At 61.8% G+C, this 25,432-nt stretch carries 26 protein-coding genes; 16 read left to right on the forward strand and 10 right to left on the reverse strand.

The features are described from left to right. Positions 1 to 17: 17 nt before the first annotated feature. The gene (locus AC070A_RS20920) at positions 18 to 1,337 is read right to left on the reverse strand and encodes an ABC transporter substrate-binding protein (RefSeq protein ID WP_492384295.1); all 1,320 of its coding nucleotides are present in this window, start codon (positions 1,335 to 1,337) and stop codon (positions 18 to 20) included. A 165-nt stretch (positions 1,338 to 1,502) separates the two neighbouring features. Between AC070A_RS20920 and AC070A_RS20925 the strand changes: the two genes are divergently transcribed. The 3 genes from AC070A_RS20925 (at position 1,503) to AC070A_RS20935 (ending at position 3,441) form a co-directional block, all read left to right on the forward strand. Further along, positions 1,503 to 2,291 carry an IclR family transcriptional regulator gene (locus AC070A_RS20925; RefSeq protein ID WP_110879566.1) on the forward strand — a complete coding sequence of 263 codons (789 nt, stop codon included), beginning with the start codon at positions 1,503 to 1,505 and terminating at the stop codon, positions 2,289 to 2,291. Positions 2,292 to 2,367: 76 nt separating this feature from the next. Beyond that, on the forward strand, positions 2,368 to 3,204 hold the full coding sequence (locus tag AC070A_RS20930; RefSeq protein ID WP_492384296.1) for an amidohydrolase family protein: 837 nt from the start codon (positions 2,368 to 2,370) through the stop codon (positions 3,202 to 3,204). Positions 3,205 to 3,291: 87 nt separating this feature from the next. Next, entirely contained in the window at positions 3,292 to 3,441 is a 150-nt protein-coding gene (locus tag AC070A_RS20935) for a hypothetical protein (RefSeq protein WP_492384297.1), read from the forward strand. A 221-nt stretch (positions 3,442 to 3,662) separates the two neighbouring features. Here AC070A_RS20935 and AC070A_RS20940 read toward each other — a convergent pair whose 3' ends face one another. From AC070A_RS20940 to AC070A_RS20960, 5 genes are all read right to left on the reverse strand, one after another. Beyond that, positions 3,663 to 4,160: a GNAT family N-acetyltransferase gene (locus tag AC070A_RS20940; protein ID WP_492384298.1), complete on the reverse strand. Its 498-nt coding sequence runs from the start codon at positions 4,158 to 4,160 to the stop codon at positions 3,663 to 3,665. After that, positions 4,157 to 4,453 carry a type II toxin-antitoxin system TacA family antitoxin gene (locus AC070A_RS20945; RefSeq protein ID WP_110879569.1) on the reverse strand — a complete coding sequence of 99 codons (297 nt, stop codon included), beginning with the start codon at positions 4,451 to 4,453 and terminating at the stop codon, positions 4,157 to 4,159. The genes AC070A_RS20940 and AC070A_RS20945 overlap by 4 nt, the downstream gene beginning before the upstream one ends. A gap of 715 nt (positions 4,454 to 5,168) precedes the next feature. After that, on the reverse strand, positions 5,169 to 6,305 hold the full coding sequence (locus AC070A_RS20950; RefSeq protein ID WP_492384299.1) for an extracellular solute-binding protein: 1,137 nt from the start codon (positions 6,303 to 6,305) through the stop codon (positions 5,169 to 5,171). Further along, on the reverse strand, positions 6,302 to 7,462 hold the full coding sequence (locus AC070A_RS20955) for a CaiB/BaiF CoA transferase family protein (RefSeq protein ID WP_492384300.1): 1,161 nt from the start codon (positions 7,460 to 7,462) through the stop codon (positions 6,302 to 6,304). Before AC070A_RS20955 ends, AC070A_RS20950 begins: the two co-directional genes overlap by 4 nt. Before the next feature lie 6 nt (positions 7,463 to 7,468). Further along, positions 7,469 to 8,020, reverse strand: a complete 552-nt coding sequence (locus AC070A_RS20960; protein ID WP_112995249.1) for a MaoC family dehydratase — start codon at positions 8,018 to 8,020, stop codon at positions 7,469 to 7,471. A gap of 36 nt (positions 8,021 to 8,056) precedes the next feature. Between AC070A_RS20960 and AC070A_RS20965 the strand changes: the two genes are divergently transcribed. The 3 genes from AC070A_RS20965 (at position 8,057) to AC070A_RS20975 (ending at position 11,093) form a co-directional block, all read left to right on the forward strand. Next, the gene (locus tag AC070A_RS20965) at positions 8,057 to 9,532 is read left to right on the forward strand and encodes an NAD(P)-binding domain-containing protein (RefSeq protein WP_492384301.1); all 1,476 of its coding nucleotides are present in this window, start codon (positions 8,057 to 8,059) and stop codon (positions 9,530 to 9,532) included. Between the two features lie 157 nt (positions 9,533 to 9,689). After that, complete coding sequence (locus tag AC070A_RS20970; protein WP_494773579.1) at positions 9,690 to 10,559, forward strand: DMT family transporter; 870 nt, start codon at positions 9,690 to 9,692, stop codon at positions 10,557 to 10,559. 159 nt (positions 10,560 to 10,718) lie between these two features. Beyond that, entirely contained in the window at positions 10,719 to 11,093 is a 375-nt protein-coding gene (locus AC070A_RS20975) for a hypothetical protein (protein ID WP_057249412.1), read from the forward strand. Between the two features lie 24 nt (positions 11,094 to 11,117). On the opposite strand, the gene AC070A_RS20980 is transcribed toward AC070A_RS20975, so the two are convergent. Beyond that, a complete protein-coding gene (locus AC070A_RS20980) occupies positions 11,118 to 11,615 on the reverse strand; it encodes an NUDIX hydrolase (RefSeq protein WP_492384303.1) in 498 nt (165 codons plus the stop codon). A 317-nt stretch (positions 11,616 to 11,932) separates the two neighbouring features. Between AC070A_RS20980 and AC070A_RS20985 the strand changes: the two genes are divergently transcribed. Both AC070A_RS20985 and AC070A_RS20990 read left to right on the forward strand, forming a co-directional pair. Continuing rightward, positions 11,933 to 12,529, forward strand: coding sequence for a DJ-1/PfpI family protein (locus AC070A_RS20985; protein ID WP_057249374.1), 597 nt, complete (start codon positions 11,933 to 11,935; stop codon positions 12,527 to 12,529). Between the two features lie 24 nt (positions 12,530 to 12,553). Beyond that, positions 12,554 to 12,904 (forward strand): ribbon-helix-helix domain-containing protein, encoded by a 351-nt coding sequence (locus AC070A_RS20990; RefSeq protein WP_494773580.1) that lies wholly within the window; start codon positions 12,554 to 12,556, stop codon positions 12,902 to 12,904. A 44-nt stretch (positions 12,905 to 12,948) separates the two neighbouring features. Here the strand turns inward: AC070A_RS20990 and AC070A_RS20995 are convergent, their stop codons facing one another. Further along, the gene (locus tag AC070A_RS20995; protein ID WP_492384305.1) at positions 12,949 to 13,125 is read right to left on the reverse strand and encodes a hypothetical protein; all 177 of its coding nucleotides are present in this window, start codon (positions 13,123 to 13,125) and stop codon (positions 12,949 to 12,951) included. 432 nt (positions 13,126 to 13,557) lie between these two features. On the opposite strand from AC070A_RS20995, the gene AC070A_RS21000 reads away from it, so the two are divergent. The 8 genes from AC070A_RS21000 to AC070A_RS21035 are packed head-to-tail and all read left to right on the forward strand — an operon-like array spanning position 13,558 to position 21,950. Next, positions 13,558 to 14,061: an Lrp/AsnC family transcriptional regulator gene (locus AC070A_RS21000; protein ID WP_492384306.1), complete on the forward strand. Its 504-nt coding sequence runs from the start codon at positions 13,558 to 13,560 to the stop codon at positions 14,059 to 14,061. A gap of 3 nt (positions 14,062 to 14,064) precedes the next feature. Next, positions 14,065 to 15,609 (forward strand): hydantoinase/oxoprolinase N-terminal domain-containing protein, encoded by a 1,545-nt coding sequence (locus tag AC070A_RS21005; protein ID WP_492384307.1) that lies wholly within the window; start codon positions 14,065 to 14,067, stop codon positions 15,607 to 15,609. After that, positions 15,606 to 16,727 (forward strand): DUF917 domain-containing protein, encoded by a 1,122-nt coding sequence (locus AC070A_RS21010; RefSeq protein WP_492384308.1) that lies wholly within the window; start codon positions 15,606 to 15,608, stop codon positions 16,725 to 16,727. The genes AC070A_RS21005 and AC070A_RS21010 overlap by 4 nt, the downstream gene beginning before the upstream one ends. Before the next feature lie 36 nt (positions 16,728 to 16,763). Continuing rightward, positions 16,764 to 18,329 carry an ABC transporter substrate-binding protein gene (locus AC070A_RS21015; protein WP_492384309.1) on the forward strand — a complete coding sequence of 522 codons (1,566 nt, stop codon included), beginning with the start codon at positions 16,764 to 16,766 and terminating at the stop codon, positions 18,327 to 18,329. Positions 18,330 to 18,345: 16 nt separating this feature from the next. Beyond that, positions 18,346 to 19,368: an ABC transporter permease gene (locus tag AC070A_RS21020; protein WP_492384310.1), complete on the forward strand. Its 1,023-nt coding sequence runs from the start codon at positions 18,346 to 18,348 to the stop codon at positions 19,366 to 19,368. After that, positions 19,365 to 20,204: an ABC transporter permease gene (locus AC070A_RS21025; RefSeq protein WP_492384311.1), complete on the forward strand. Its 840-nt coding sequence runs from the start codon at positions 19,365 to 19,367 to the stop codon at positions 20,202 to 20,204. Before AC070A_RS21020 ends, AC070A_RS21025 begins: the two co-directional genes overlap by 4 nt. Further along, positions 20,191 to 21,144, forward strand: coding sequence for an ABC transporter ATP-binding protein (locus AC070A_RS21030; RefSeq protein ID WP_492384312.1), 954 nt, complete (start codon positions 20,191 to 20,193; stop codon positions 21,142 to 21,144). Before AC070A_RS21025 ends, AC070A_RS21030 begins: the two co-directional genes overlap by 14 nt. Beyond that, the gene (locus AC070A_RS21035; RefSeq protein ID WP_492384313.1) at positions 21,141 to 21,950 is read left to right on the forward strand and encodes an ABC transporter ATP-binding protein; all 810 of its coding nucleotides are present in this window, start codon (positions 21,141 to 21,143) and stop codon (positions 21,948 to 21,950) included. Before AC070A_RS21030 ends, AC070A_RS21035 begins: the two co-directional genes overlap by 4 nt. 138 nt (positions 21,951 to 22,088) lie before the next feature. On the opposite strand, the gene AC070A_RS21040 is transcribed toward AC070A_RS21035, so the two are convergent. Beyond that, the gene (locus AC070A_RS21040) at positions 22,089 to 22,514 is read right to left on the reverse strand and encodes a plastocyanin/azurin family copper-binding protein (RefSeq protein ID WP_492384314.1); all 426 of its coding nucleotides are present in this window, start codon (positions 22,512 to 22,514) and stop codon (positions 22,089 to 22,091) included. A gap of 302 nt (positions 22,515 to 22,816) precedes the next feature. Then, positions 22,817 to 25,408: an SH3 domain-containing protein gene (locus tag AC070A_RS21045; RefSeq protein WP_492384315.1), complete on the reverse strand. Its 2,592-nt coding sequence runs from the start codon at positions 25,406 to 25,408 to the stop codon at positions 22,817 to 22,819. Positions 25,409 to 25,432: the final 24 nt, after the last annotated feature.

The following is a 25,432-nucleotide window of genomic DNA, read 5'->3' on the forward strand; positions in this document are numbered from 1 at the left end:
CGCCTCCTTGGCTGTGATCAGAGCTTGCCCGCGTCTTCCAGAATGCCGGTCGCCTTCGCAGTGGCGGCATCGAGCGCTTCCTTCGACGTCTTGTCGCCGAGGATGGCGGCCTGCAGTTCCGGATAGACGGCGTTGGAGATTTCGATCCATTCAGCCGTCTTCGGCACCGGGAAGGCATGCTTGGCGGCTTCCTGGAAAGCCTGCAGCACTTCGGTCTTGTAGGCGTCGCCTGCGGCTGCCTTGATGTTGTATTCCCAGACGGCCGAACGGGTCGGCAGCGGGCCGGCAGCCGATTCCAGCTTCTGACTGTCCTCGTTGGTCAGCCACCAGACGAGCGATGCGGCGGCCTCCTTGTTGGCGCAATCCTCGGTGACCGAGAAGCCGTGATGGCCCGACCAGCCGGTGCGCTTGCCGGAAGAACCGGCCGGCTGCACCTTCACGCCGACATTGCCGGCGACCTTGGACGACTTCGGATCGTTGAAGAAGCTCGCCCAGCCAGGCCAGTCGAGGTTGAGAGCGATCGAGCCCGAGGCAAAGCCCTGACCAAGGTCGTCCCAGAGATAGTTGGTCGTGCCAGGCGGTACCGCCTTGTCCTTGTAGAGCTTGACGAACCAGTCGAGCGCGCGCACGCCGGCTTCGGAATTGAAGGCTGGGCGACCATCCTTGTCGAGATATTCCCCACCTTCGGCGACTAGCATTTCATAGAAGCGACCGTTGATGGCCTCTTCCTTGCCGGCGAACTGCGTGCCGTAGAAATTCGGTGGCGCTGCGAAAAACTCGGCCTGGTCGCTAACCTGGGCCCAGGTGTCCGGCGGCGCGAGGTCGTAGCCATACTTTGCCTTGAAGGCGGTCTTCTTGGCTTCGTCCTGATAGAGGCTCTTCTGGTAATAGAGCGCCGAAACGTCGAACTGGGCGCGCGGCAGCATCACCAGCTTGCCGTCGAGTGTCGAGGCATCGATCAGGGCCGGCACGAACTTGGCGATCTCATCCGGCGGCAGAAGCGCGAGCAGGTCGGTGTAGATGTCAGGATATTGCGGAGCGAATGACGAATGGTTGGAACCCACGCACCAGCTGACGCCGCCGGTCGCGATATCCGACTTGATCTCCTTGTCGAGCTCGAAGTGGTTCTTCTTCGACAGGATGTTGACCTTGGCGCCGGTCGCCTTCTCCCACTCACCGATACGCTCGTAGAGCTTTTCGTATTGCTGTCCGCCGATCAGCTTGGCGTCGATCGTAACGCCTTCAAACTTGCCGGGGAGGTCGGCGGCCATAGCCGTCCCCAGTCCCGCGGCAAGCATGATCGCTCCGGCGGACACGCCGGATAGCAGCCTTCTCATCTCCATTCCTCCCTGGTTCACGCCCTCATCTGGCGCGACGTTCTCATTTGTGAGAAACTAATTCATATACAAACAACAAATTTATCCAGCGTCAAGGGCGAACTTTCCTTTGTCGGCGCCTTTCTCTGCGTATATGGATATGAATATTCACCAAGGAGGGATCTCATGGACACCGAAGAGTCTGACCGCTATCGCGCGCCCGCCCTCGACAAGGGGCTCGACATTCTCGAGCTACTCGCCAGCGTCGACGGCGGCCTGACGCAGGCGGAGATTTCCAAGCGCCTGAACCGCAGCCCCAACGAGTTCTACCGGATGCTCGACCGGCTCGTGCGGCGCGGCTACGTCACCCGCATCGACGGCGATCGCTATTCCCTGACACTAAAGCTGTTCGGGCTTTCGCAACTGCATGCGCCGGTTCGCAGGCTCGCTTCCTACGCAACACCGTTGATGCGCGACCTGGCGCAGCGCTCCAAGCAGGCCAACCACCTCGCCGTCTTCGATCGCGGCTCGGCTGTGGTTATTGCCCAGCAGGAAGCACCTGATTATTGGGGCATCTCGATCCGGGTCGGATCGCACATCAGCCTGTTCGACACCGGCTCCGGCCACATCCTTCTCGCCTTCCGCTCAGCCGAAGAGCGCGAAATGATGATCGCGGAACACGCCAAGAGCAAAGACGAAGTCCCGCGCGGACCGGAGTTCTACGCGCGGCTCGACCAGATCCGCGAACGCGGCTACGAGATGATGGCGAGCGCGCAGACCGCCGGCGTCTATAACCTTTCGGCACCGATCCTAGGCCCCGATGGCCGCGGCATCGCGGCACTCACCGTGCCCTATATCGCGCTGGTCAACGCGCCCTCGGCGCCGGATATTACCGAAACCATCGCCCTCTTGCTGAAAACCGCCGAGCAACTGTCGACGCTGGCCGGCTCGGACGTGGCGCCCGCAACCGATTGACGCCAGCCGGCAACGGCCGTACTTCTTATTTGAATATCTCATTCTTATGTGAGACGCCGTTCGGAGGAGACGCGCCTTGATCATCGACACCCATCTTCACCTCATCGACAGGTCGAAGCTCGCCTATCCGTGGCTTTCCGGCGTACCGGCGCTCGATCATGACTTCCTCTACGCGACCTACGCGCGCGAGGCCCGGCGGCTCGGTATCAAGGCGGCGCTGCACATGGAGGTCGATGTCGAGCCCTCGGAAATCGAGAAAGAGACAGCGGAAATCGAAAGGCTCTCGCGCGAGCCGGACAGCCTTCTCAAGGGCGCCATTGCCGCCTGCCGACCCGAAGACAATGGTTTTGCCGCCTATCTCGAACGCCAGGAAGCCAACGGCTTCGTCAAGGGGTTCCGCCGGGTGCTGCACGTCATGCCGGATGAACTCTCCGAGCAGCAGACTTTTCGCGACAACATCCGAAAGCTCGGCGGACGCCGCTTCACTTTCGACCTCTGCGTCCTGCCGCACCAGATCCCGAAGGCGATCGCGCTTATCGATCTTGCGCCTGACGGCCAATTCATCCTCGATCATTGCGGCGTGCCTGACATTCGCGCCGGCGCCGAGCATCCCTGGCGCGAACATATGAGCGACATCGCCCGGCGCCAGAACGTCACGGCAAAGATTTCCGGCATCGTCGCCTATGCCGACGAGGCATGGCAGGTCAAAACGCTGCGCCCCTATATCGAGCATACGATCGGTGTTTTTGGCTGGGACCGGGTGGTCTGGGGGAGCGACTGGCCGGTCTGCACCCTCGGCGGAAATCTGTCGACCTGGGTCGGCGCCACCCACGCTCTACTTGAGGGCTGCAGCGCGGACGAAAAGCGCAAGTTGCTCTCCGGCAATGCGCGGCGGATCTGGAAGCTCGCCTAGAGTAATTCCAAGAAAGTGTGAACGGTTTCCGTCCGGAATTACGCAATTTCAAAAGGTTAGCTCAGAAGAAATTGCCCCCGGCAGATCATGGCAGGCTGCATCCGCGGCTACACCATGGCGATCGACCTCGATCGCGTCACGTACAATGTGCAGGCCTATTTCATGGTTCACATGGATAGTCTCCGGCCCGAGACGATCGCCGTCCAGTTCGAACATGCGTTCGTTGGGTTTTCCTAGGCCGTCGACTGTATGCGCGCCGGTGGAGATCCGGATTTCATCGCGCTCGTCGTGTGCTCGGACGTGCAGGAAGTCGACCCCTGATCAACGATATGGTGGTCGCCGACATTGGCATCCGCAACATGCGGATGCACGTCATTCTAAGCCGACCCAAATATGCGATGCATGGAGCAGGACGCGAACATGCTGACCAATGGGTGCTGATAGTTCACAAGCTGCGGTTAGAAGTTGAGCGCGCTTTTGAGATCCTGTAACCCGACCATAAGCATCATTGGGTCCGATGGCGAGGGCAGGAAGCCGACCGCCTCATAGAAGGCCCTCGCGTCCTCGGAAATTGCATGCACCAGCACGCCGCGGATACCCAGGATTTCTGCGGCATTGAGCAGGCGCAAACCTGCGTCGCGCACTAACGCTCTGCCGATACCGCATCCCTGATAGGCCCCATCGATGGCGAGGCGGCCAAGCACGGCAACCGGAATTGGATCAGGAATGTTGCGCCGAAACCGACCAGGTGCTTCCGGCTGCTTCACTGCGCCGGAGGCGAGTGCATAATAGGCGATGACGTGATTTCCTTCGCACACGACGAATGTTCGCGATGCGCCGCCAATCTGATTGGTACGGGCGCGGCGACGCAGCCAGTCGTCTAGTTCAGGCACACCGGAACTAAAGTCTGTCAGTTCGTGCTGATCGGCCAGTGGTGTCGGTGTGTTAAGAGTCACGCCTCATCCCACGGCGCTTTGGTCGACATGGTGCGCTTCAGGCGCTCATTAGGTTGCGCGGGTGCATCGAGCCGGGCAAGGTACTCGGCATAGATTTCGGGGCTGACCGTGAATACGGAACGGTCTAGCAGCACTTCCTCGGCGCGGCGCTCGGAAGCCTCAAGCATGAAATCCGTGCGCGTCTTACCAAGCAGCTCGGCGGCGCGGTCGATCAAGTTGCGTGTCGCAGGCTTGATTCGCATATTCAGCGGCACGCTTGCGTCCGGACTTTTACTCGTGTTCGAGGTCGCCATGGAAAACTCCTATCTGCACTCATACGATAGCGTAACGACATCATCTTTACACGCCCGTAAAGATGATGTCGTTACATATTGGTCGTGGGCTAGGTCAGCAGCATGAGGTATTGCACGCCTTGATGGGAGTAGAACCGTGGCTTCGCGATTTGCGGTAGCCAACTAACGGTCCCCGCCTATGGGCCGTGATGGCTGTCGGCGCCGTCGATGCGGTCGAAGCCGTGGGCGCCGAGCAAGTGCCAAGGGCGAAAGTGGCCTTGTCGGCGAAAGCGGTTCGTGAAAGACGACCCTCACCCGCTCGATCCTGCATCTGGAAACCCCGACCTCCGGCAGCATCGGCGTTCAGGGCTAGGTTCTCCGAAAACCGTCCGACGCCGAGTTGCGGCGCCAGTATCGATAGTGACAGTTTTCGCCCCCAAATCACCTCGTTTGGTGCCAACCACAACCAACAGACGCCAAACGCTGCGAAGACGGGACGGTTTGCGACCCTGCCGTCTGAGAACGTTTCTCAGTCATACGCAAGTCCAGGCCTCGACAAGCCGCTGATCACGATCTTCGGCTAAGCCAAGCAGGAATTTGAGATTGTGCGAAGGTTTATGAGTAGGCCCACAAGCGGCGCCGCAGATCTCGATATGAAATCCAGCCGCTATGCGCTGCCCTTCATTTCCCCGGATCGAAGACCCTGCCGCTAAGCTGCGCAGCAGTCGCCGGCTGCTCAAGTGGGAGCAAAGCTCGCACCAAATAGGCGATTGAGATCGTCGACAACCTTTCGCGAGGCGTCCTTGCCCAGGAGCCCGTCATTGATGCGATCGGAGCCCGCCTGCTGGAAGGCCATGTAGCCATCGTGCCTTGGGCGAACCCACGCGGTTTCCAGCGTCTTGCGGGTTGCCCGGTAAAAGTCTGATGTCGCGGCGTTGACGGCGTCATCATCCCAGGCGGCCGCATGGCCCGGCTGCCCACCGCCTGCGGCATAGGGGCCGCGCTGCGCCTCGCCGCCGGCGACGAAGTAAGCAAAATCGATCGCCGCGTCGATCGCGCCGGAGAAAGCGGAGACGGCAATTCCCGTTCCGCCAAGGGCAGAGCCGAAAGGACCGCTCCGCCCGGCCACTGGGATATCGCCGAACCTGACGAGAGACGGCCGGAAGCCTGACATCGCGTAGCTGACATAGCCATAAATCAGCGGCGCGCAGACGGCCTTCGCATGCGGCTCGCTCATCGCTTCGAGCACGGCAATCGGATCCATCGAGAAGCAGGCGGGGTCGATCAGGTCCGTCAACTCACGCAGGCGCTCGAACGCTTCGATGCCGGCATCGATCTCGATCAACTTCCCTGCCCCATCGCTGCGGCACGGGTGCCCGAGATTGGCCGAGAGCGTATAGAAGCTCATCAGGGAATGCGGCGGGCGCATCGGCAACGCAACCTTTCCCTGTTTCGCCAGAACCAGCATCTCAGGCCAGGTCTCAACACGTTCCGCCCGATCTGGCCGCCAGGCCTGCACCTGCGTCGCCACGTCGATCGGGAAGGCCCATTGCCGGCCCTGCCAGGTGTAACTCGGATAGGAGCGACCGACGCTAGCATCGGCCAGTGCCTTCCGTTCGGCCGCTCGTCCTTCGACATCGAGCGGCGCCAGACACTTCTCCTTGGTGATCTGGCCGACATGCGGATGGTCGATGACGATGAGGTCATAAGCTCGCGCCAGTTCCTCGACCGGATAGGTCTCGAAATCCTGCAGCGATCGCTTGTCCCATTCGACCGTGACGCCGGTGCGTTCCCGCCACAGCCGCGAACAGGCGATCATCGGATCGTAGCCGCGCGGGTGGCTCCAGGTCATGCCCTTCAACGTGATGCTCACAGGCCGAACTCCTCTCGGATCGCTTCGCTATGCTCGCCGATGCGTGGCGCGGCGCGATCCACCTGGGCGCGCTTGCCGTTGACCCTGAGCGGCGAACGCGTGGTGAGGATCGAGACATCGTCGTCGCGCACGACCGTCTGCAGCATGTCGAGCACCCGGAAGCCTTCGCTTTCGAGCAGTTCGTTCCAGTTGAGCACGCGCGCGCACCAGATGTCCGCGGGTTCAAGCAGGCCAAGCCAATGGTCGATGGTGTTTTCGGCGATCCGCCTGGCGATCAGCGCCTTGATCTTGTCCCGTTCGGAGAACCAGGACGCCGGATCGTCGCGATAGGCGTCGAGTTCGGGCATCTCGAGGAGATCCGCGAGCTTCGGGATCGGCGTCATGGCAATGGCGAGATAGCCGTCCTTGGCCGGATAGACACCGTAAGGCGCCGACAGATAGGCATGGGCACTGCGAAAGCCGGAGCGCGTTGGCAGCCGGCGGCCGTCATTGAGATGCGTCGTCAGCACTTCGAACTGGAAGTCGACGAGTGCCTCGAGCAGGCTGGTTTCGATCAGGCTGCCCTTGCCGCTGATGCCGCGACGGACGAGCGCTGCAAGAATGCCTTGCGCTGCCGCGGCGCCGGCGAGCATGTCGCCAATCGCCAGGCCGAAGGGAACGGGGCCCTGCCCTTCGTCGCCGTTCAGCCACATGACGCCCGAGCGCGATTGCGCCAGCAGATCCTGCCCCGGCCGCTTCACCCAGGGACCCTCCTCGCCGTACCCGCTGATCGAGGCATAGACGATCTTCGGGTTGATCGCCTTGACTGCCTCATAATCCAACCCGAGCCGCTGGATGACGCCGGGGCGGAAGTTCTGGATCAGCACATCGGCCTTGGTGAGCAGCGTCTTCAAGGCCGCGAGATCTGCCTCGTTCTTGAGGTCGATCGCCAGGCTCTCCTTGGCGCGGTTGATGGCATGGAAGATCGTCGAGTCGCCGCCGATCTCTGTGTCGCTCAGATAGAGCCGGCGCGACAGGTCGCCGCCGTCGGGGCGCTCGATCTTGATGACGCGCGCGCCGAGATCCATGAGGCGCAGCGAACAATAGGGACCTGAGAGAAACTGGCTCATGTCGACGACGACAAGGCCTGAGAGCGGCAGTTCGTTTGCTTCGGTCATCGCGACTTATTTCTCGGTCTTGCCGACAAAGCCGGCGGGGTTCTTGTACTTCACCGTCTGCAAGTGCTCGCAATAGAGCACTAGCTCTCCCTCGCCCTTGAACACCTGGTAGCTGGCGCGGATAAGCCCGAGCTCCTTGTAACGGGGGGTTTTGTCCATGTTGGTCCGGATCGTGTAGATCGTGTCGCCAATGAAGACCGGCTTGATGAAACGCAGCTTGTCGTAGCCGTAGGAAAAGGCGTTGACGCAATTGGTGGCGACGAGCCCGAGGCCCGCCGAAAAGACGAAAGCGCCAGCGACGAGACGCTTGCCGAACATGCCGTCCCGCTCGGCAAACATCTGATCCTGCACATAGGGGTGGATGTCGACGACCAACGTGTTGAACAGATGACTGTCCCCCTCGGCGATCGTCCGGCGCAAAGACCGGATGCGCTGGCCGACGGGCCAATCTTCATAGAACCAGTTTTCCGCATTCCAGACCGGCAGGGCGGCATGGTCTTGCGGCATATCCGTGGGACGCGTCGAGGAAACACCGACGGTGGGCGTGAATTCATGCATGAGCAGACCCTTGCGTAGCGAAAGCGAAGTCCGACCTTGATTTTCGCCATCGAACGCCAGTGGCGCTCAGCGGCAAGCGATCAAGTTCATTCTTATATGAATAGCTTACTCACATATGGATCGACATTGCAAGAGACTCGAGTCTTCGACGGGCACTGCGCGATCCCGAGTGCAGCGAAGGTTATGGCGCCGCACGAGCCGAATCTTCCAGGTGCCCAATCTCCGCTCCGCCGCCGGCGCAGCTCTCCAATAGGCTTGCCGAGCGGGGGGATTTCTCCAAACGATGCCGCGAGCGCATTGCGTGTCCGGCTTCTTATGGTCACAAGGATGCGTAGAAGAGCTGGGTTTCGCTTTGCTCGGCGGCCGAGCTACGCGTTTCGAGGTCCCAGAGTGACTGACACCATGCCATCCACAGCCTCAACGAATGCGGCGCTTCACGCCGCGATCAAGGTCAACATTGTGGTGATCGGCGCTGGCCAAGCCGGGCTGTCATCGGCCTATCACCTGATGAAGCTTGGCCTCCAGCCGGGCCGGAATTTCATCGTCCTCGACAAGAACGATAAACCGGGCGGCGCCTGGCAGCATCGTTGGCCGTCATTGACGCTGAGCACCGTCAACCGTCTCCACGACTTGCCGGGCATGGAGTTTGCGGAAGTTGTTCCCGTTGGCGAAACTGAGGCGCGGGCTTCGGCGGCGGTTCCCAGCTACTACGCGGCCTATGAAGAAAAATTCCGGCTGCCGATCTATCGCCCGGTTGCAGCCAAGGTAGTTTGCGAGCGCTTCGGCCGGCTTCGGGTGGAGACCGACCGCGAGACCTTTTCGGCCGAGGGGCTCATCAACGCGACGGGAACCTGGGAGACCCCTTCTATACCCGCCTATCCCGGTGCCGATCGTTTCGAAGGGCAGCAGCTTCACTCCCGCGACTATCAAACGGCGGACGCGTTTGCGGGCAAGCACGTGATTGTCGTCGGCGGCGGCATTTCGGCGCTCCAACATCTCGATGAAATCTCGCAGGTGACAACGACAACCTGGGTCACGCGCCGCGAGCCGCAGTTTCACGAGGGACCATTCACTCAGGAAGACGGCCGCGCCGCGGTCGCCGCCGTTGAAGAAAGGGTGCGGAACGGCCTGGTGCCGGGCTCGGTGGTGTCCGTCACCGGCATCCCCTGGACCCCGGCCCTGCGGGCCGCCGCAAAACGAGGGGCGCTAAAACGGCTGCCGATCTTCAGCGAAATCCTTCCTCACGGCGTGCGCTGGCCGGATGGAACGGAACAGAAAGCTGAGGTCATTCTCTGGGCGACGGGTTTTCGCAGCTCACTCGATCATCTCGCTCCGCTGCAACTGCGCGCGGACGACGGCGGCATCGTCCTAGGCGGACGCCTCGCGACGCGGGTCGAAAAGGACCCACGCATCCATCTGGTAGGCTACGGTCCCTCGGCTTCCACGATTGGAGCGAACAGAGCAGGCGGCGCAGCAGCACGGGAACTGGCCGCCCATCTCGGTCTGATCTGATCCGGCCGGGACTGCTCCGACCGCCCTACTTGCTTGAAGCGATGGGTCAGGCAATCCGACTTCGCGCGCCAATGCACCCGTATCGTGAGCTTTGGTTCGAGCGCTTCCGAAAAGTCTATGCTAATCAAATGGTCAACGATTCTGAGTTTTTAGTGTGATGAGCCCCAAGACCCGCGGCTATTTGTTTGCGTTCCTCGCCATCTGCATCTTCGCTGGCCAGGATGCGATAACCAAGTATCTGGGTGATCGCTATCCGGCGCTCTTCATAACGATGATCCGGTTCTGGGCGTTCGCCCTCTTCGTATTTGCCTTTGCCGCGTCGTCTCCCGGTGGCATTCGCCGATCCATTCAAACGCGACACCCTTGGCTGCAGGTTGTTCGTGGCCTTCTGCTGGTCGCAGAGATCGTCGTCATCGTCTTTTCCTATGTCCACGCCGGGCTCGCCATGAGCCAGTCGATCTTCCAGGCAACACCGCTGATCATCACCATCCTGTCGATACCGCTTCTCGGAGAAGTAGTCGGATGGCGGCGCGGGGCTGCAGTACTGATTGGTCTTGTCGGCGTTCTGGTGATCATCAATCCGGTGGACGTTCATTTCGACATGTCGCTGCTTCTGCCGCTTGTCGCCTCCGTGCTGTTCGCGCTCTATAGCATCGCCACGCGCGCAGTCAGCCGCGAGGATTCCGCGGTGACGAGTCTCTTTTACGCGGGTGTGGTTGGGGCACTGGCGATTTCGCTGATCGGCCCGTTCTACTGGACCGAAGTCGTCCCCACCGATTGGTTCGCGTTGGCAGCTCTTTGCGTCTGCGGCACGCTTAGCCACTACTTCCTTATCCGGGCCTATGGGCTGCTGCCTGCCGCGGAAGTTCAGCCGGTCACTTATTTTCAGCTGGTTCTCAACGTGATGTTTGCCGTCCTGTTGTTTGGCGAAACGATCACCCACAACATGATCATCGGCGCCCTGGTCGTGGTCGGCGCGGGCCTTTTCACGATCTGGCGCGAACACCAGTTGGCCAAGCGCTCATAGCCGATACGGTATCTGAAACCGCGCTTTGCGATCAATTGAGCCAGCAGGATCTCGCTTCACGACCGCACCAACATCCTGATCGCCACGCGAGGGAACAATTTCCACCTTCGCGTGTTGTCGGAGCAGCCGATCGGATGGCAAGGTCGGATGGAGTATGCGATGAAATGGCTTCTCCCAGTTCTATGTATCGCGGCAGGCCCCGCATATGCGCAAAGCCCCGGCCTGGAGACGGCCTGCATGGCAGTCGCCAAGAATTTCTTCCTGGTCGACACGCTCAACGTCGGGGTGGTGCAGTCCTTTCCCGAGATTGCACCGCCCGGTGCACGCTTTAAGTATTCCGAAAGAGCCGACACAAAGAAGTCAGATATGACGGACACCTTCGACTGCGAGTTCGACAATGCGAACGCGCCGACAAAAATCCTGCGCTTCTGCGTTTCACGCATCTGTTACGCCGCCGATGAGGACGATCCCGAACGCAAGAGACGATTTCAGGAGATGCAGGTTCTTCTGCAAAGAGCGAAAACCGCAAAGTGATTTCCCTGCATGATGCCGGCAGCGCTACCGGGCCTGGAGTTCAAACCCGACACATAGCCCGTTTTCTGCAGCCAGAAGCAACAGCAGTTCACGGAGCTTTGGCTCAGAGACTTCCTGGACGGCGGCTTCAAGCGGAGTCCATTGTAGTCTCCGGCTTTGCCTCTCGGGGAAGTCCGCCAGAATTTCCTCGACTTCGAGCAAATGCACGTTGAGGTGATAGCTGAGGTCAATGCTATCCTTGGTATAAACGAACGAGCCAATGGCATCGCTCGATACCCGGCCTCTAACGCCAGCCTCTTCCATCGCTTCGCGCGCGGCTGCGGCGCGCGCCGTCTCCCCTGCCTCTATACGCCCCTTTGGTATTCCCCAATGGCCGTTGCGGCGGCTCGTGACGAGCAAGACTTCAGGAAGGCTATCTGCTGAGGTCCGAAAACAAATCGCGCCAGCCTGCTGGACACATGTCGTTGAACGAGCAGAGTTTTGGGGCAGCATTTCGCATAGTAGCGAGAATTGCTCGGACATCTCTCTCGGTTCCGGTGGATTTGAAGCAGAATCTTGTTCGCGTTTATGACAGATATGTGACGGCCCGTCTCGCAATGAGTGATTGCAAAATGAAACGAGGGAGACGCCATCATTGCACCCCTGTTTTTCCCTCAGCGAGTAGCTGTTCGGGCCGTATCGGGGGCCACACACGAGACTGACTGACAGGAACCAGGACCGGAATGGCGATCGCTCCGCCACCAATCGGTCCCGCCTGGAATTTTCGTTGTAGTATTCCGTTAGTACCTTCTGGCTCGCCTGCCCTGCTAGGCTCTTTCCATTGGTTTTGGGAGGAACAGATGACAGCTTCGAAAATTCTGATGATCACCGGTGACTTCACCGAGGACTATGAAACGATGGTCCCGTTTCAGACGCTGCTTGCCTGCGGGTACAGCGTCCATGCCGCCTGCCCCGGCAAGAAGGCCGGAGAGACGGTCGCGACCGCGATCCATGATTTCGAAGGCGACCAGACCTATTCCGAGAAACGCGGCCACAACTTCGCCCTCAACGCTACTTTCTCCAGTATTCGCGCCGAGGACTACGATGCGCTCGTCATCCCGGGCGGCCGCGCGCCCGAGTATCTGCGCCTCAACCCCGACGTCATCAAGGCCGTGCAGCATTTCTTCGAGGCCGGGAAACCGGTGGCGGCCATCTGCCACGGTGCCCAACTTCTTGCAGCGGCCGGCGTGCTGAAAGGGCGCACATGTTCGGCCTATCCCGCCTGCCGCCCGGAAGTCGAACTCGCCGGCGGCATTTATGCCGATATCGCGATCGATGACGCGGTCTCGGACGGCAACCTCGTCACCGCCCCCGCATGGCCGGCGCACCCGTCGTGGCTGCGGCAGTTCATGGCTGTGCTCGACGCCTCCGCCCTGCTACAAACGGACGCCGCCTGAGGAAGCGGACAAGGGAGGACCGCGATGTGCGAATTGTTCATAAAGGCGGACGCAAGGCTCTGGGAAAGCGCAACGCGTTCGCTACGCATCGATGGCATGGTGACAAGCGTTCGGCTAGAGAACTTCTTCTGGTCGAAGCTCGAGGAGATCGCCCATCGCGATCGCATGAACGTCACGCAGTTGATAACCAAGCTGCATCATGAGTCCATCGATGCCGGCCACGATCTTGGGAACTTCACTTCGTTTCTGAGGGTCTGTTGCGCGCGCTATCTCGACCTTCAACTGACCGGGGACATTCCGACGGATGTCAAACAACCGATCGCCGGGCTGAACGCTCCGGCGATCCTCGTTCGCGAGCAGGAAAAGTACCACTGACCCTGCGGCAGGGCGGCTAACGGCTCGCAAACAGCAACGCACACTCAGCTACTTTCCCAGAAACGACTGACTGCATTGTGGTTCGTCGGTCTTCCCATCGCGAATGCCAGGCCCGCTGTGGCGACGAGCGTATCGCTGTAGGCGGTCGCCCTTGCGACCTTTGCCTGCGGCAGCGCGGTCTGCTTGATCCAGACATCGGTAATCGTGGCGAACCCTCCCACGCCGCTGTGTTTTGCAACAGAGCCAGTTCCTGCTCCACAGCGCCAACCTAGCACCACCGCTAACCTCAAGCGCTCGTTGCGCAGTCCTCCGTCTTGATCGGGATGCTCAGCCCGATCATCAGATTGGCATTCGGCTGAAGATCAACACGCCCCCCTCTCGACCGTTCGTCAGCGCGTACGGTCTTCAGGCGCTAGACGAGAGACTTCGGGCGCGAGGCCACGCCGAACGGAAGCCATGCATGCTGCCTCCCCGCATAGCCGCATAGGTCACCTTCTCACCGCATCGCAATTTCCGATTCGGCAACTTATGAATGAATACATGCCTAAAACGGGCAATTTTTGATAATAACTGCCCAATTGGATTGAAATATTCTTGACACAATTCCGTTTCGGAAATTTACTCTGCCTATCAAGGCTGAAACGGAAACGGTGATGACCCAACGCTACCTCGTCGATGATCTGGACCGCGAGATTATCCGTTATCTCTCCGAAGACGGGCGCCTTTCGGCGGCCGAGATCGCCGGCCGGATCGGCAGCGCCTCGGAACGCACGATCCGCAACCGCATTGCCGGATTGCTCCAGGCCAAGATGATCGTCATCGGCGCCATTCCTGACCCGGTCGCGCTTGGACGCGATGTCCAGGTCGAGCTTCTGATCGAGGTCGAGCCCGGCAAGCAGGAAGACGTCGCCATCCTGCTCGCCGAGTATGACGAGATTGGCTACCTCGCCGCCACGAGCGGCACGGCAAACCTGAGTGCTTCGCTCTTCGTCGCCGACCATGCGGCATTGCTCGAATTCATCGATCAGGAGCTGGGCAAACTGCCTGGCATCAAGCGCGTCACGAGCTCGGTCGTGCTGCGTCTCTATAAGGTATTCGGCACGAGGACGACCGCGATCAGCCGCGGTAGCGACCTCGGCAGCAAGAAAAAGGGATAGACCATGCTTCGTATCGGAGTGGATGTCGGCGGAACCAATACGGACGCGGCGTTGCTGCGCGGTGCCGAGGTCCTGGCCACGGTAAAATCCTCGACCACCGCAGACGTGACATCGGGCGTCAGCGCGGCGATCCGCACCGTCCTTTCCGAAGCAGACGTTTCTGCCAGCGCGGTCAATGCGGTGATGATCGGCACCACGCATTTTCTCAATGCGATCGTCGAGGGTCGGCATCTTGAAAAGGTTGGCGTTCTCCGACTTTGCGGCGCTGCAACGCGCTCGCTGCCACCGATGATCGATTGGCCGGACACGCTCCGCCCCGTCGTCGACGGTGGTGCCGCCCTGGTTGGCGGTGGCGTCAATTACGATGGTTCGGAGATTGCACCGCTCGACGATGTGGCCATCCGCGCGGCATGCCGCGACTGGCGTGCGCGTGGCATCTCTGCCGTCGCGATCTGCTCGGTGTTCGCCCTGGTCGACCCGAAAATGGAAAACGACGCAGCAGAAATCGTCGCCGAGGAAATGCCCGGCGCGGCAATCAGCCTGTCGCACCGCGTCGGCCGCACCGGCCTTCTGCCCCGCGAAAACGCAACGATCCTCAATGCGAGCCTCCACACGCTCGGACGCGAGACGGTCGGCGCCTTCCGCTCGGCTTTTGCCGCCCTCGGCCTCACCTGCCCGCTCTTCCTCACGCAGAACGACGGCACGCTAATGGCCGCCGAATTCGCCGAACGTTATCCGGTCTTCACGATCGCGTCGGGACCGACCAACTCCATGCGCGGCGCGGCCTTCCTCACCGGGCTCTCCGACGCGGCCGTGATCGATATCGGCGGCACCACCACGGATATTGGCATGCTGGTCGCTGGTTTCCCGCGCACCCGCAGCGAAGGCGCGATGATCGGCGGCGTGCCGACCAACTTCCGCGTGCCGGATGTCTATTCCTTCGGGCTTGGTGGCGGCAGCATCGTGCGCCCGGGTGCGTCTGCGACGATCGGTCCGGATTCGGTTGGTTTCCGCCTGCCGGAAAAGGCTCTGTGCTTCGGCGGCGACACGCTGACGGCGACCGACATCGCCGTGGCTGCCGACCTCGTCGACCTCGGCGACCGCAGCCGCCTCAGCCACATCACGCCAGAATTTGCGCAGCAGATGCTGGCGCAGATGAAGGCCAGCATCGAAACGGTGCTGGACCGCATGAAACCAAGCGCCGATCCGATCCCCGCCATTCTCGTTGGCGGCGGTTCGGTGCTGGTCGAGGGGCTGCTGGAGGGAACATCCGTTTCACTCAAGCCTGATCATTTCGGTTCCGCCAACGCAATCGGCGCGGCAATCGCGCAGGTCTCCGGCGAGGTGGACAGCGTGGTTTCGCTTGAAGGCACCACGCGGGAAATCGCACTGGAATCCATCGTCGCGGAGGCTCGGGCGCGCGCCGTCGAGGCCGGCGCAGATGCCGATACGACCACCCTTGCCGAAATCGAAGAAACGCCGCTGGCTTACCTGCCGGGCAATGCCGTTCGCGTCGCCGCGAAAGTGATTGGGGAGTTGCGGGCATGAAATACTGGACGCTCAGCGAAGCGGATATCGATCGCATCGCCATCGGCTGCGGCATTCTGGGAACCGGCGGTGGCGGCAGCACCTATCACGGTCTGCTGCGTGCCAAGGCGCTCTTACGCGAAGGCAAGCGCATCCGCATGGTGCGGCCGGCCGACATGGCACCGGATGCCCAGATTCTCGGTATCGGCGGCATCGGTGCCCCGACCGTGGGTATTGAGAAGATCCCGGAAGGCAGTGAGGGCGTCCGGCTTTTGAACGCGCTCGAACGGCATATGGGCCGCAAGGTCGATGCGCTGCTCGGTGACGAAGTTGGTGGCGGCAATGGCATTGCGCCGATGCTGACGGCGGCGATGGTCGACCTGCCTGTCGTCGATGCAGACGGCATGGGCCGGGCCTTCCCGGAAGTGCAGATGACGACCTTCTTTATCCACGGCCAGGCGGTACGGCCCGCGGCGCTTGCCGATGCGGACGGCAACGTGCTCGTCGTCACCGAGGCGACGACGCCGAAGATGCTGGAGAAGCTATTGCGCGCCAGCACCATTGCCATGGGATGCACGGCACTGATGACGACCGCGCCGATGTCCGGTGAATTCGTCCGCCGTTTCGGCGTGCCCCACACCACCAGCCAGGCCTGGAGCCTCGGGGACGCTGTCATGAACGCGCGCGTGGCCAAGGAGGATCCGGTCGAGGCCATCTTGAAGCAATCCGGTGGTGTGCGGTTGATGCGTGGCAAGGTGACCGATATCAGCCGCCGTGTCATGGCGGGCTTCACCCGCGGCAAGCTCACCGTTGCGGGCCTGGATGCGGACGCGGGGCGCACACTGACGGTCGACATTCAGAACGAATATCTGGTCGCGCGCGAAGGCGAAGAAATCATCACCATGGTGCCGGACCTGATCTGCATCGTGGATTCGGAAACCGGTCGGGCGATCGGCACGGAGGAGCTGCGCTACGGCCTGCGCATCGACGTGTTGTCCATGCCTGCACCGGTGCTGCTGCGCAGCGAGATCGCGCTCGCCTCCGTCGGCCCGCGTGCCTTTGGTTACGATTTCGACTTCGTGCCGATGGGCGTGTCTGCGGATGCGCCTGCCGTACCCCACTACAAAGAAGACGCCTAAGCGTCCGCACCTCCAGAACTCGATTGGGAGCCTGACATGAACCGCCGCAATTTCTTGAAAACCGCCGCCCTCACTGCTCTCGCCACAGCTGCCGCATCGAATTGGAATTTTGCGATGGCCGAGGGCACGAGCAGCATCTTCACGCTAGCCTATCCGACGAGCTTTCCGGACCTCGACCCCGCCACCTCGTTTTCCAACGACGGCGCGGTGCTTGCCAATGTCTACGAAGGGCTGACGCGCTACATTCCCGCGACCGACAAGGCCGAAGCCAAAATCGAGCCTCTGCTTGCCACCTCCTGGGACGTGAGCGCAGACGGCAAGACCTGGACCTTCACCCTTCGCGATGGCGTGAAGTTCCATGACGGCAGCCCGCTGACCTCGCAGGCGGTCAAGGGCTCGATCGAGCGGACCAAGAAAATCGGCGGCGGTGCGTCCTTCGTCTGGGGCCCCGTTTCGTCCATCGAAACGCCGGAACCGCTGAAGGTGGTCTTCGTGCTTTCCGAACCGCAGCCCCTGGACCTCATCGCATCGGCCGGCTTCGCCGCCTGGATCTACGCGCCTTCCTCGCATGACAAGGAAGCGTCCTGGTTCAACGCCGGCAACGATGCAGGGACCGGGGCGTTCAAGATTTCGCGCTACGAGCCCGGTCAGCGCGCCGTTCTCGACCGGGTCGAAGGCTATTGGGGCAAGGTGCCGGACGGTGCCTTCCAGACGATCTCGTTCGAGATCGTCGAGGATGCGACGCTCGCTCAGAACATGATCGAGAGCGGCCAGGCCGACTGGACCTACAGCCTCCCTTACGAAAATCTCGAGGCGTTGAAGTCCAATCCCGACCTGAACGTGGTCGTCAACCCTTCCTTCGAAACGCTGTTCGGCCTCTACAATGTCAAGCGGGCGCCGCTCGACAAGGTCAAGGTGCGTCAGGCCCTGTCGCTCGCCTTTCCCTATGACGACGTGATCGCCGCGGGCACGAGCGGCTTCGGCACCCGCGCCAAGGGCGTCGTCCCGGCCGGCATCTGGGGCCACGACGCCAATGCGCCGATCCCGAAGACCGATCTGGAAGGCGCAAAGGCACTTCTTGCCGAAGAGGGCATTGAGCCTGGCCTGGAACTGGTCATGACCTATTCCACGTCCCAGGCGATCGAGGCGGTCGCAGGAGAACTCTGGAAGGCCAATCTGGAGACGCTCGGCATCACGCTGAAGCTCCAGCCGATGGCATGGGAGGCGCAATGGCAGCTCGGCAAATCGAACCCCGAGATGGCGCAGGACATTTTCGTCATGTTCTGGTGGCCGACCTTCGTCACCCCCTATGACTACCTCGTCAACCTGTTCCACAGCGAAGAGACGCCGAACTTCAATCTCGGCTACTATTCCGACCGGGAGGTGGACGCCAAGATCGATGAAGCGGCCAAGCTCTCGGGCACCGACCGCCCGCGCGCCGAGGCGCTGTTCATCGAAGCGCAGCGCAAGATCATCAAGGATGCGGCAGCCATCTTCATGCTCGACCAGCCGAACGTCCATATCATCCGTGCGGACATCAAGGGCTATGCTGACAATCCGGCCTACGGGCACATCGCCTTTGTCAACGATCTGAGCCGGTAGGGCACGCGGGGGTCTGATGGAACTTCTACGCTACATCCTGCGCCGCACGTTTCTCTCCGCCTTCGTATTGGTCGGCGTGACCTTCCTGGTCTTCGTGGTGGCACAGGTCGTACCGTCGGACCCCGCAGCGCTCTATGCGGGCCCGCGTCCCACGGCCGAGCAAATCGAGAAGGCACGCCAGGAGCTTAATCTCGACGCGCCTCTTCCGGCCCGTTTCGCGACTTTCGCCGGCGCCATGGCGTCCGCCGATTTCGGCATTTCCTACAAGTCCAGGCGCCTCATCGCGGAGGATCTCAGAGCCTATCTTCCGGCCACCCTGGAGCTCGCGATATTTTCGACCGGCCTTGCGCTCCTGATCGGCATTCCGCTCGGCGTCATCGCCGCGGCGCGGCAAGGCGGTTGGGCGGACCGGTTCTGCAGTTTCGGCTCCATCGCGGCCGTCGCCATGCCGACCTTCTTCCTGGCCATGATCCTGCAGCTCATCTTTGCGCAATGGCTGGGCATCCTTCCGCTTTCCGGCCGACTTTCCAGAGAGATCGCGATTTCCGCGCCGCTGCCGATGGTGACCGGCTTCAACTTGATCGACGCGCTCATCGCCGGCCGCCTCGACGCACTCGGCGACGCCCTGACGCATCTGATCCTGCCGGCGTTGACGCTCGCCTCCTATCCTGCGGGCGTCGCCATGCGGCTGACGCGCTCGGCCGTGATCGAAATCCTTGAGCGCCGCCATATCGTTGCCGCTCGCGCACTCGGCCTTTCCGAGCCGCGCATCCTCTTCGGTCACGCGCTGCCGAATGCCATGGGGCCGGCACTGACGGTGATCGGTCTCTCCTTTGCCTATGCCCTGACCGGCGCGGTGCTCGTCGAGATCATTTTCGCCTGGCCGGGTCTCGGCCGTTACGTCTCCGAAGCGATCCTCGCCAAGGACTTTCCGGTCATCGCCGCCGTCACCATGGTCGTCACCATTTGCTATGTGGTGATGAACCTACTGATCGATATCACCCAAGCCCTTGTCGACCCGCGGGTGGCGCTGTCATGAAAAAGCTCCTCCAACGCCTCGGCTGGCCTGGCACCCTCGCGCTTGCCATCGTCCTTCTCTTCGTGCTCGTCGCACTCTTCGCGCCGTGGATCGCACCCTATCCCTTGCAAGGGGCCGGCGGACCGAATGTCGCGGCCAAGCTCTCGCCACCCTCGGCGGACTATTGGTTGGGAACCGATCATCTCGGTCGGGATATTCTGAGCCGCATCGTCTACGGCACCCGGGTCTCGTTGACGAACGGCATGCTGATCGTCGCCTTCTCGCTGCTGATCGGCCTGCCGATCGGTCTTGCCGCCGGCTACTTCGGCGGTTGGGTCGACGAGGCGCTGATGCGCGGTACCGACGTCTTCCTCGCCTTCCCTGCACTGTTGCTGGCGGTGCTGATGGCCGCCGCCCTCGGACCGGGCTTTTTGAACAGCGTCATCGCCGTCGCTGTCACCTGGTGGCCCTGGTATGCGCGGTTGGCCCGCGCGGAGGTGTTGGTGCTGCGTGGGCAGCCCTATGTGGAGGCGGCACAGATTGCGGGCGTCTCGCATTGGCGCATCATCCTGCGCCACATCCTGCCGGCGACAGGCAGGCCGCTGACCGTGCAGGCGGCCCTCGATGTCGGGCCGGCACTTCTTACCGCGGCTGCCCTCTCCTTCCTTGGCCTGGGCGTGTTGCCGCCGACCGCCGACTGGGGCCAGATGGTCGATGCCGGTCGAAAATTCTTCCCCGCACGCTGGTGGTATTCGGCCATGCCGGGCCTCACCATCTTCGCCATCGCGCTCGCCTTCAGCGTCCTTGGCGACGCCCTGCGCGAGCGCAAAGGAGGGACTGACCGTGCCTCTGCTTGATATCCGCAACCTGTCGGTCAGCATCCCGACGTCAGAAGGCGACGTTCACGCGGTGCGTGCGGTCAGCCTTGAGGTCGAGCGCGGCGAGATCCACGGCGTCATCGGCGAATCCGGCTGCGGCAAGACCATGACCGGGATGGCCGCACTTGGCCTGGCGCCGAAGGGTGCCCGCATCGTTGCCGACCGGTTCCATTTTGACGGCGAGGATCTTCGGGAGCATGCGGTGCGACTGCGTGGCCGGCGGATCGGCATGATCGCCCAGGATCCTGCCGCCGCCCTCAATCCCGTGCTCAGCATCGCCACCCAGATGGACGATGTGATCCGCGCCCATCGCGACCTGCCGCATCGGGCGAGGCGCTCGGAGGCGATCGATCTGCTGGCCTCAACGGGACTTTCTGATCCTGAAAGAGTGCTCCGCAGCTATCCGCACCAGCTTTCCGGCGGCATGCAGCAGCGTGTGGTCATCGCCCAGGCGCTGGCGACCGGCGCGGACTTCCTGATCGCCGACGAGCCGACCACAGCGCTCGACGTCTCGGTCGGTGCCCAAGTTCTGGCGCTTCTGCGCAAGCTGGTGACCGAGCGCGGCCTCACCGTTTTGATGATCACCCACGACATGGACGTCATCGCCGAGGCCTGCGATCGTGCGACCGTGCTCTATGCGGGCCGCTCCGTCGAGACCGGCCCCGTCGATGCGGTGTTGCAAAGTCCCGGGCACCCCTACGCCCGTGCCCTGCTCGCCGCGCTTCCGGACGCTGCACCGCATGGGGCACGGCTTGCGGCCATCGAGGGCTCCATACCGCCGCCGCGCTCGGCAATTGCCGGCTGTGCCTTTGCCACGCGCTGTCCCCGGGCGCTCCATGAGTGCGCAGTCACGCCACCGCCGGAGCGCAGCCGTGCTGCGCATCGCTGGCTATGCCACCTGCCGGAGGACGCTGCATGACCACGCCCCCGATACTCGACGTCGACAACCTCGTGATCCGCTACCGCGCCGGTCTCTTCGCGGCGCGCCCAAAACCCGCAGTCAACGGCGCAAGCTTCCGCCTTGCCAAGGGCGAGACCATCGGCATCGTCGGCGAAAGCGGCTCCGGCAAGACAAGCCTCCTGCGCGCCATCCTTCGGCTCCTTCCGGTGGAAAGCGGGCAGATCCGGCTCGAAGGACAGGACTGGCTGGCGCTGCGGGGCAGCGCGTTGCGCCGAGAACGCCAGAAGATCGGGGTCGTGCTGCAAAACCCTTTCCTCTCGCTAAGCCCAAGATTGACGATCGCCGATATCCTTGCCGAGCCGATCCTGGCGCAAGGCGGCCGACAAGACGCGGCCATGCGGAAGAAGATCGCGGGCCTACTCTGCGACTGCGGGCTGCCGGCCGATTTTCTCGACCGACGCGCAAGCGAACTCTCCGGTGGTCAGGCCCAGCGCGTGGCGATCGCCCGTGCACTGGCGCTGGAGCCGAGTCTCCTCATCCTCGACGAACCGACATCGGCGCTCGACGTCTCGGTGCAGGCGCAGATTCTCAATCTCCTTTCGGACCTGAAGGAAAGCCGCGGGCTGTCGATGCTCTTCGTAACCCATAATCTGAAGGTCGTCGCACATATCTCCGACGCGCTTCTGGTCATGCGGCACGGCGACGTCATCGAATTCGGCAGAACGAAAGAAGTGATCGGCGCGCCGGCCGATCCCTACACCCGAGAACTGCTTTCCTTCGGGCGACGCGAGGGGCTTGTCGAGCACGAACTGGCTCCCGGCTGACGCCAAGCGCCTGCCTCGCTTTCGTTTTCAGTGGTCTGCATAGGCAACGACTGAACTGCCACTGCCCAATCTCACTGCGCAACCGGCGGCCATGCGATACCCGCCGGTGCAATTGGTCATCTCTGCGTCAGAGGCGGGCTACTTCGTGACCGTCAGCGTCGCATGCATGCCGGCTTCGAAGTGTCCCTTGATATTGCAGAGCAGTACATAGGACCCTGGCGTGAGCTTGGCCTTCATCTGGCCATCGGCACCCGGTTTCAGGTCGGACACCTCGCCAAGGCTTTTCAGCTGCTTTTCGTTGACGCGGTGCTTGGCCGCGACGACATCGATCTTCTGGTCGGCCGATTTCAGCTTGATCAGCACCATCTCGTGCTCTTCTGTCATTGCGTCGTTGTGGACCATGAAGGTCGTCTCGCCGGCCTTGATGGTCGATTGATCCAGTGTGAGGGTCATCTTGCCGCCCGTCTCGCCGCTCTCGACAACCTTGACGGTCGTGCCGGCAAATGCAGGCGACGCCAGACAGATGAAAGTAAGCACTGCTAGCTTGTTTCGGCTGAACCGCATCTTAAGTCTCCCTTTTTGCTGGCCTTGCTGGCGAAATGTGCCATGTCGAGAGCAGAGTGACATCGCCGCCCCATGGGCTCTTCTCAGGAGCACAATTCGCGCGCTTGTGCCTCGCCGATGATCAGAACCGCAGGCCACGCGGTCCCGACGCCGTTCTAGCCGACGCATCCTGTCCATCGGCTGTCGTGTGACCTGCATTATCAGACGGCTTAACGCTCCGTCGTTTGGAAGCCGCATCCGGCGGCTTCCTCCGGAACATATCGGACTGGACGAAGGAGGTTGTGGTCGTTTCGTCTGCGCACCTAGCGCCGACCGCCACCGCCACGTCCGCCACCACCGCCACCGCGGAAGCCTCCCCCGCCGCCCCGGCCGCCACCGCCACTACGGATGGCTGCCCCACCGCCCCGACCGCCACCGCCGTGGTATCCGCCGCGGTTGCCGCCCTGGAAGCCGCCGCCGCGATAGCCACCGCCGCCGTCGAAGCCTTGGAAGTTGCGGCCAGACTCCTGGTAGAGGCGGCCATAGTTGCGGCTCAGCTCATTCTGGTTGCCGAACTGGCGTCCGGCCCGGTCGAAGGAAAGATGATCGGGCGCCCGCTGACGAACCTGCTGGTTGCGGCGCGGCACGGGTCTCGTCTCGGCCCGGTTCTGAATACGTTGCACGGCTTGAGGTCTGTTGGCTGCGGCATTCCGGAGGTTCTCTCCGTCAGGCCGCTGAACCGGTTGCCAGCCATCCGGAGTGTGCTTCTGCCACGTCCCGTCCTGGCGGCGATAGACGCTGCCGTCACGACCGGCATAGACGTCGCCGCCCTTGCTGCCGACAATAAAGCCCTTGTTGCCTTCCGTGTTGCGCCAGCGCAGACCGCCGGCACTGCCCGTTGTTCCGCCGCTGATACGCGCGAATTCTCCGCCGTGCTTGACGGCAACACTGCCCCAGGCACCGTAGACATTCTGCCCACCGCGCGCGACCATCGCATTCCCGGTGCGTGGGTTATAGGCGGAAATGAACCCTCGTTCGCCGCCCGGCCCCGCCACCGCCCCAGCGCGGAACCGCGTCCCGGTGACCGGGTTATAGGCCGCGCCGAACGCCAGACCTCTCTCGGGTCCGTAAGCGTAGCCGTAGCGGCCAAAGGTTCCGTAAGCCGGGTTGTATGAAGCGCCAAAGCCATAGCTGATCGGAGGCGGATAATAGGGCCAGTCGTCGTCGTAATAGTCCCAATAGGGCGGATAGTACCAACCCGAGCCCCAGACGACGGTATCCCAGGCGAGGTAGGTGTAGAGATAACCGAGGGTGTAACCGTACCAGACGGCGTCCGGCTCCGTGTCGTAAACGCGAACATAGGTGGCGTTATAGACCGGAGACGACGAGGGGATCGTGTAGATCTCATCGGCAACCGCGCGCGCAACGGCAAAAGGTCCGGTCGGCGTATCGCCGACGAACCAGATGCCATCCTTGAGGACGAAATACTTGTCCGCGACCTTGATCACCTGCTCATTCGCGTTGACGGCATAAAACAGGGACGTGCCTTCGATCGGCTCGAACTTCGGCTCGCCATTGTAGTGTACATCCATCTTCAACGACCCGTCGGTCGAAACCCGCGCAAGCTTTGGGATACTCGCCCTCAGACGCGCCATCGCGCTTTCTGACGTGCCAGGGATGGAGGCGCGCACTGCCGAATAGGCCGCGTCGTCAGGCAGGTTCACGAAATCTTCCGGGAGATCGGGAGTGGCAAAGCTCCAGGGTCCTTCGAGCGATGCCGACGAAAACCATCGCCCGGAGAGAAGGGTGTACCAGTTCTTGCTGGCGCGATGGAAAAAGACGGCGCTGGTGGTGTTGGTAACCCAGTCAAGCCCAGTCTCCGCAACCGGTTCCAGAACAGGCTTTCCGTCAAAGATCAAAAGCTCCGCCGGCTTCTCGGAATAGAGAACCTTCGGGATTTCGTTCTCGTTGAAGCGCGTTGGCGGAAGGGAGGCCTTTACCCCTTTCCAGTTCTCGATGTCAGGCAGTTTGGAAAACAGGTCTGGAACCGTTTCGGTCTCGGCCCAGCCGGTCTCCAGTGTCTTCGAGGTGAGCCAGTTCTTATCGCTTCGCAGATAGTAATCGCCCGATTGCTCGACTTTGAACAGGTCCCAGTTCGTATTGACCACGAACGACAGGCCCTCAACGCCCTTGACCGGGGCCGTAACCGCCTTGCCGTCCGTCTGCAACAGGATCGCTGGTGTCTCACTCGCGAAGATCGGGGGCGGATCGGCCTTGATATTGGGAACGTCCGCGAGGCGCTCGAAATCCGCAAGGCTTGCGGCCAGCCGTTGCTGTGACACGACGATCGGATCGGTCGGAACAAGCTTGCCGATTTCGAGCGCGAGATCGGCAAGTTGCTGGCGGTCCAGCGTCGAGAAGTCGAGCCGGGTGGTGCGGACATCCGTCAGCGTGACATTCTCTGAGGCATCGTCTGCGACAGTCTTGGCTGAAAGGCCGATGACACCGTAGACCGGCTTCGCATCGGCGGACGACGATTTAAGCTCGGTGGCAACAAGAGCCTCGAGTTCCTTGAAATCCTTCCAGGACGTTATCTGCGGTTGAAAGAGCGTGATCGTCGCGCCCTTTTCGGTGGTGAATACCCTTGGCCAGGCGGGCGCGGTGGCATCGGACTGGTTGAGGTATTTGCCCGCGACGAAACCATTAGCGCCGGAATAGCTCACGGCGCACCAGCTGGCTTCCGAATCACACTCCTTGATATCGACTTCCTCGCCCTGGGGGATGACGCGTATCGCGTCAAATCCCGTGCCTGGGCCCACCCTGAAATTCACATTTGCCGTCAGGACGGCGGGGTCCGCAAAAGCAGAGGTCGAGAAGAACGAAGCGACCGTGAGGTAGGCAAGAATTCTACGCATGATCACATTCCTTCATTGGTGTGT

The organism is Ensifer sp. GW101-20A05 (assembly GCF_059424735.1).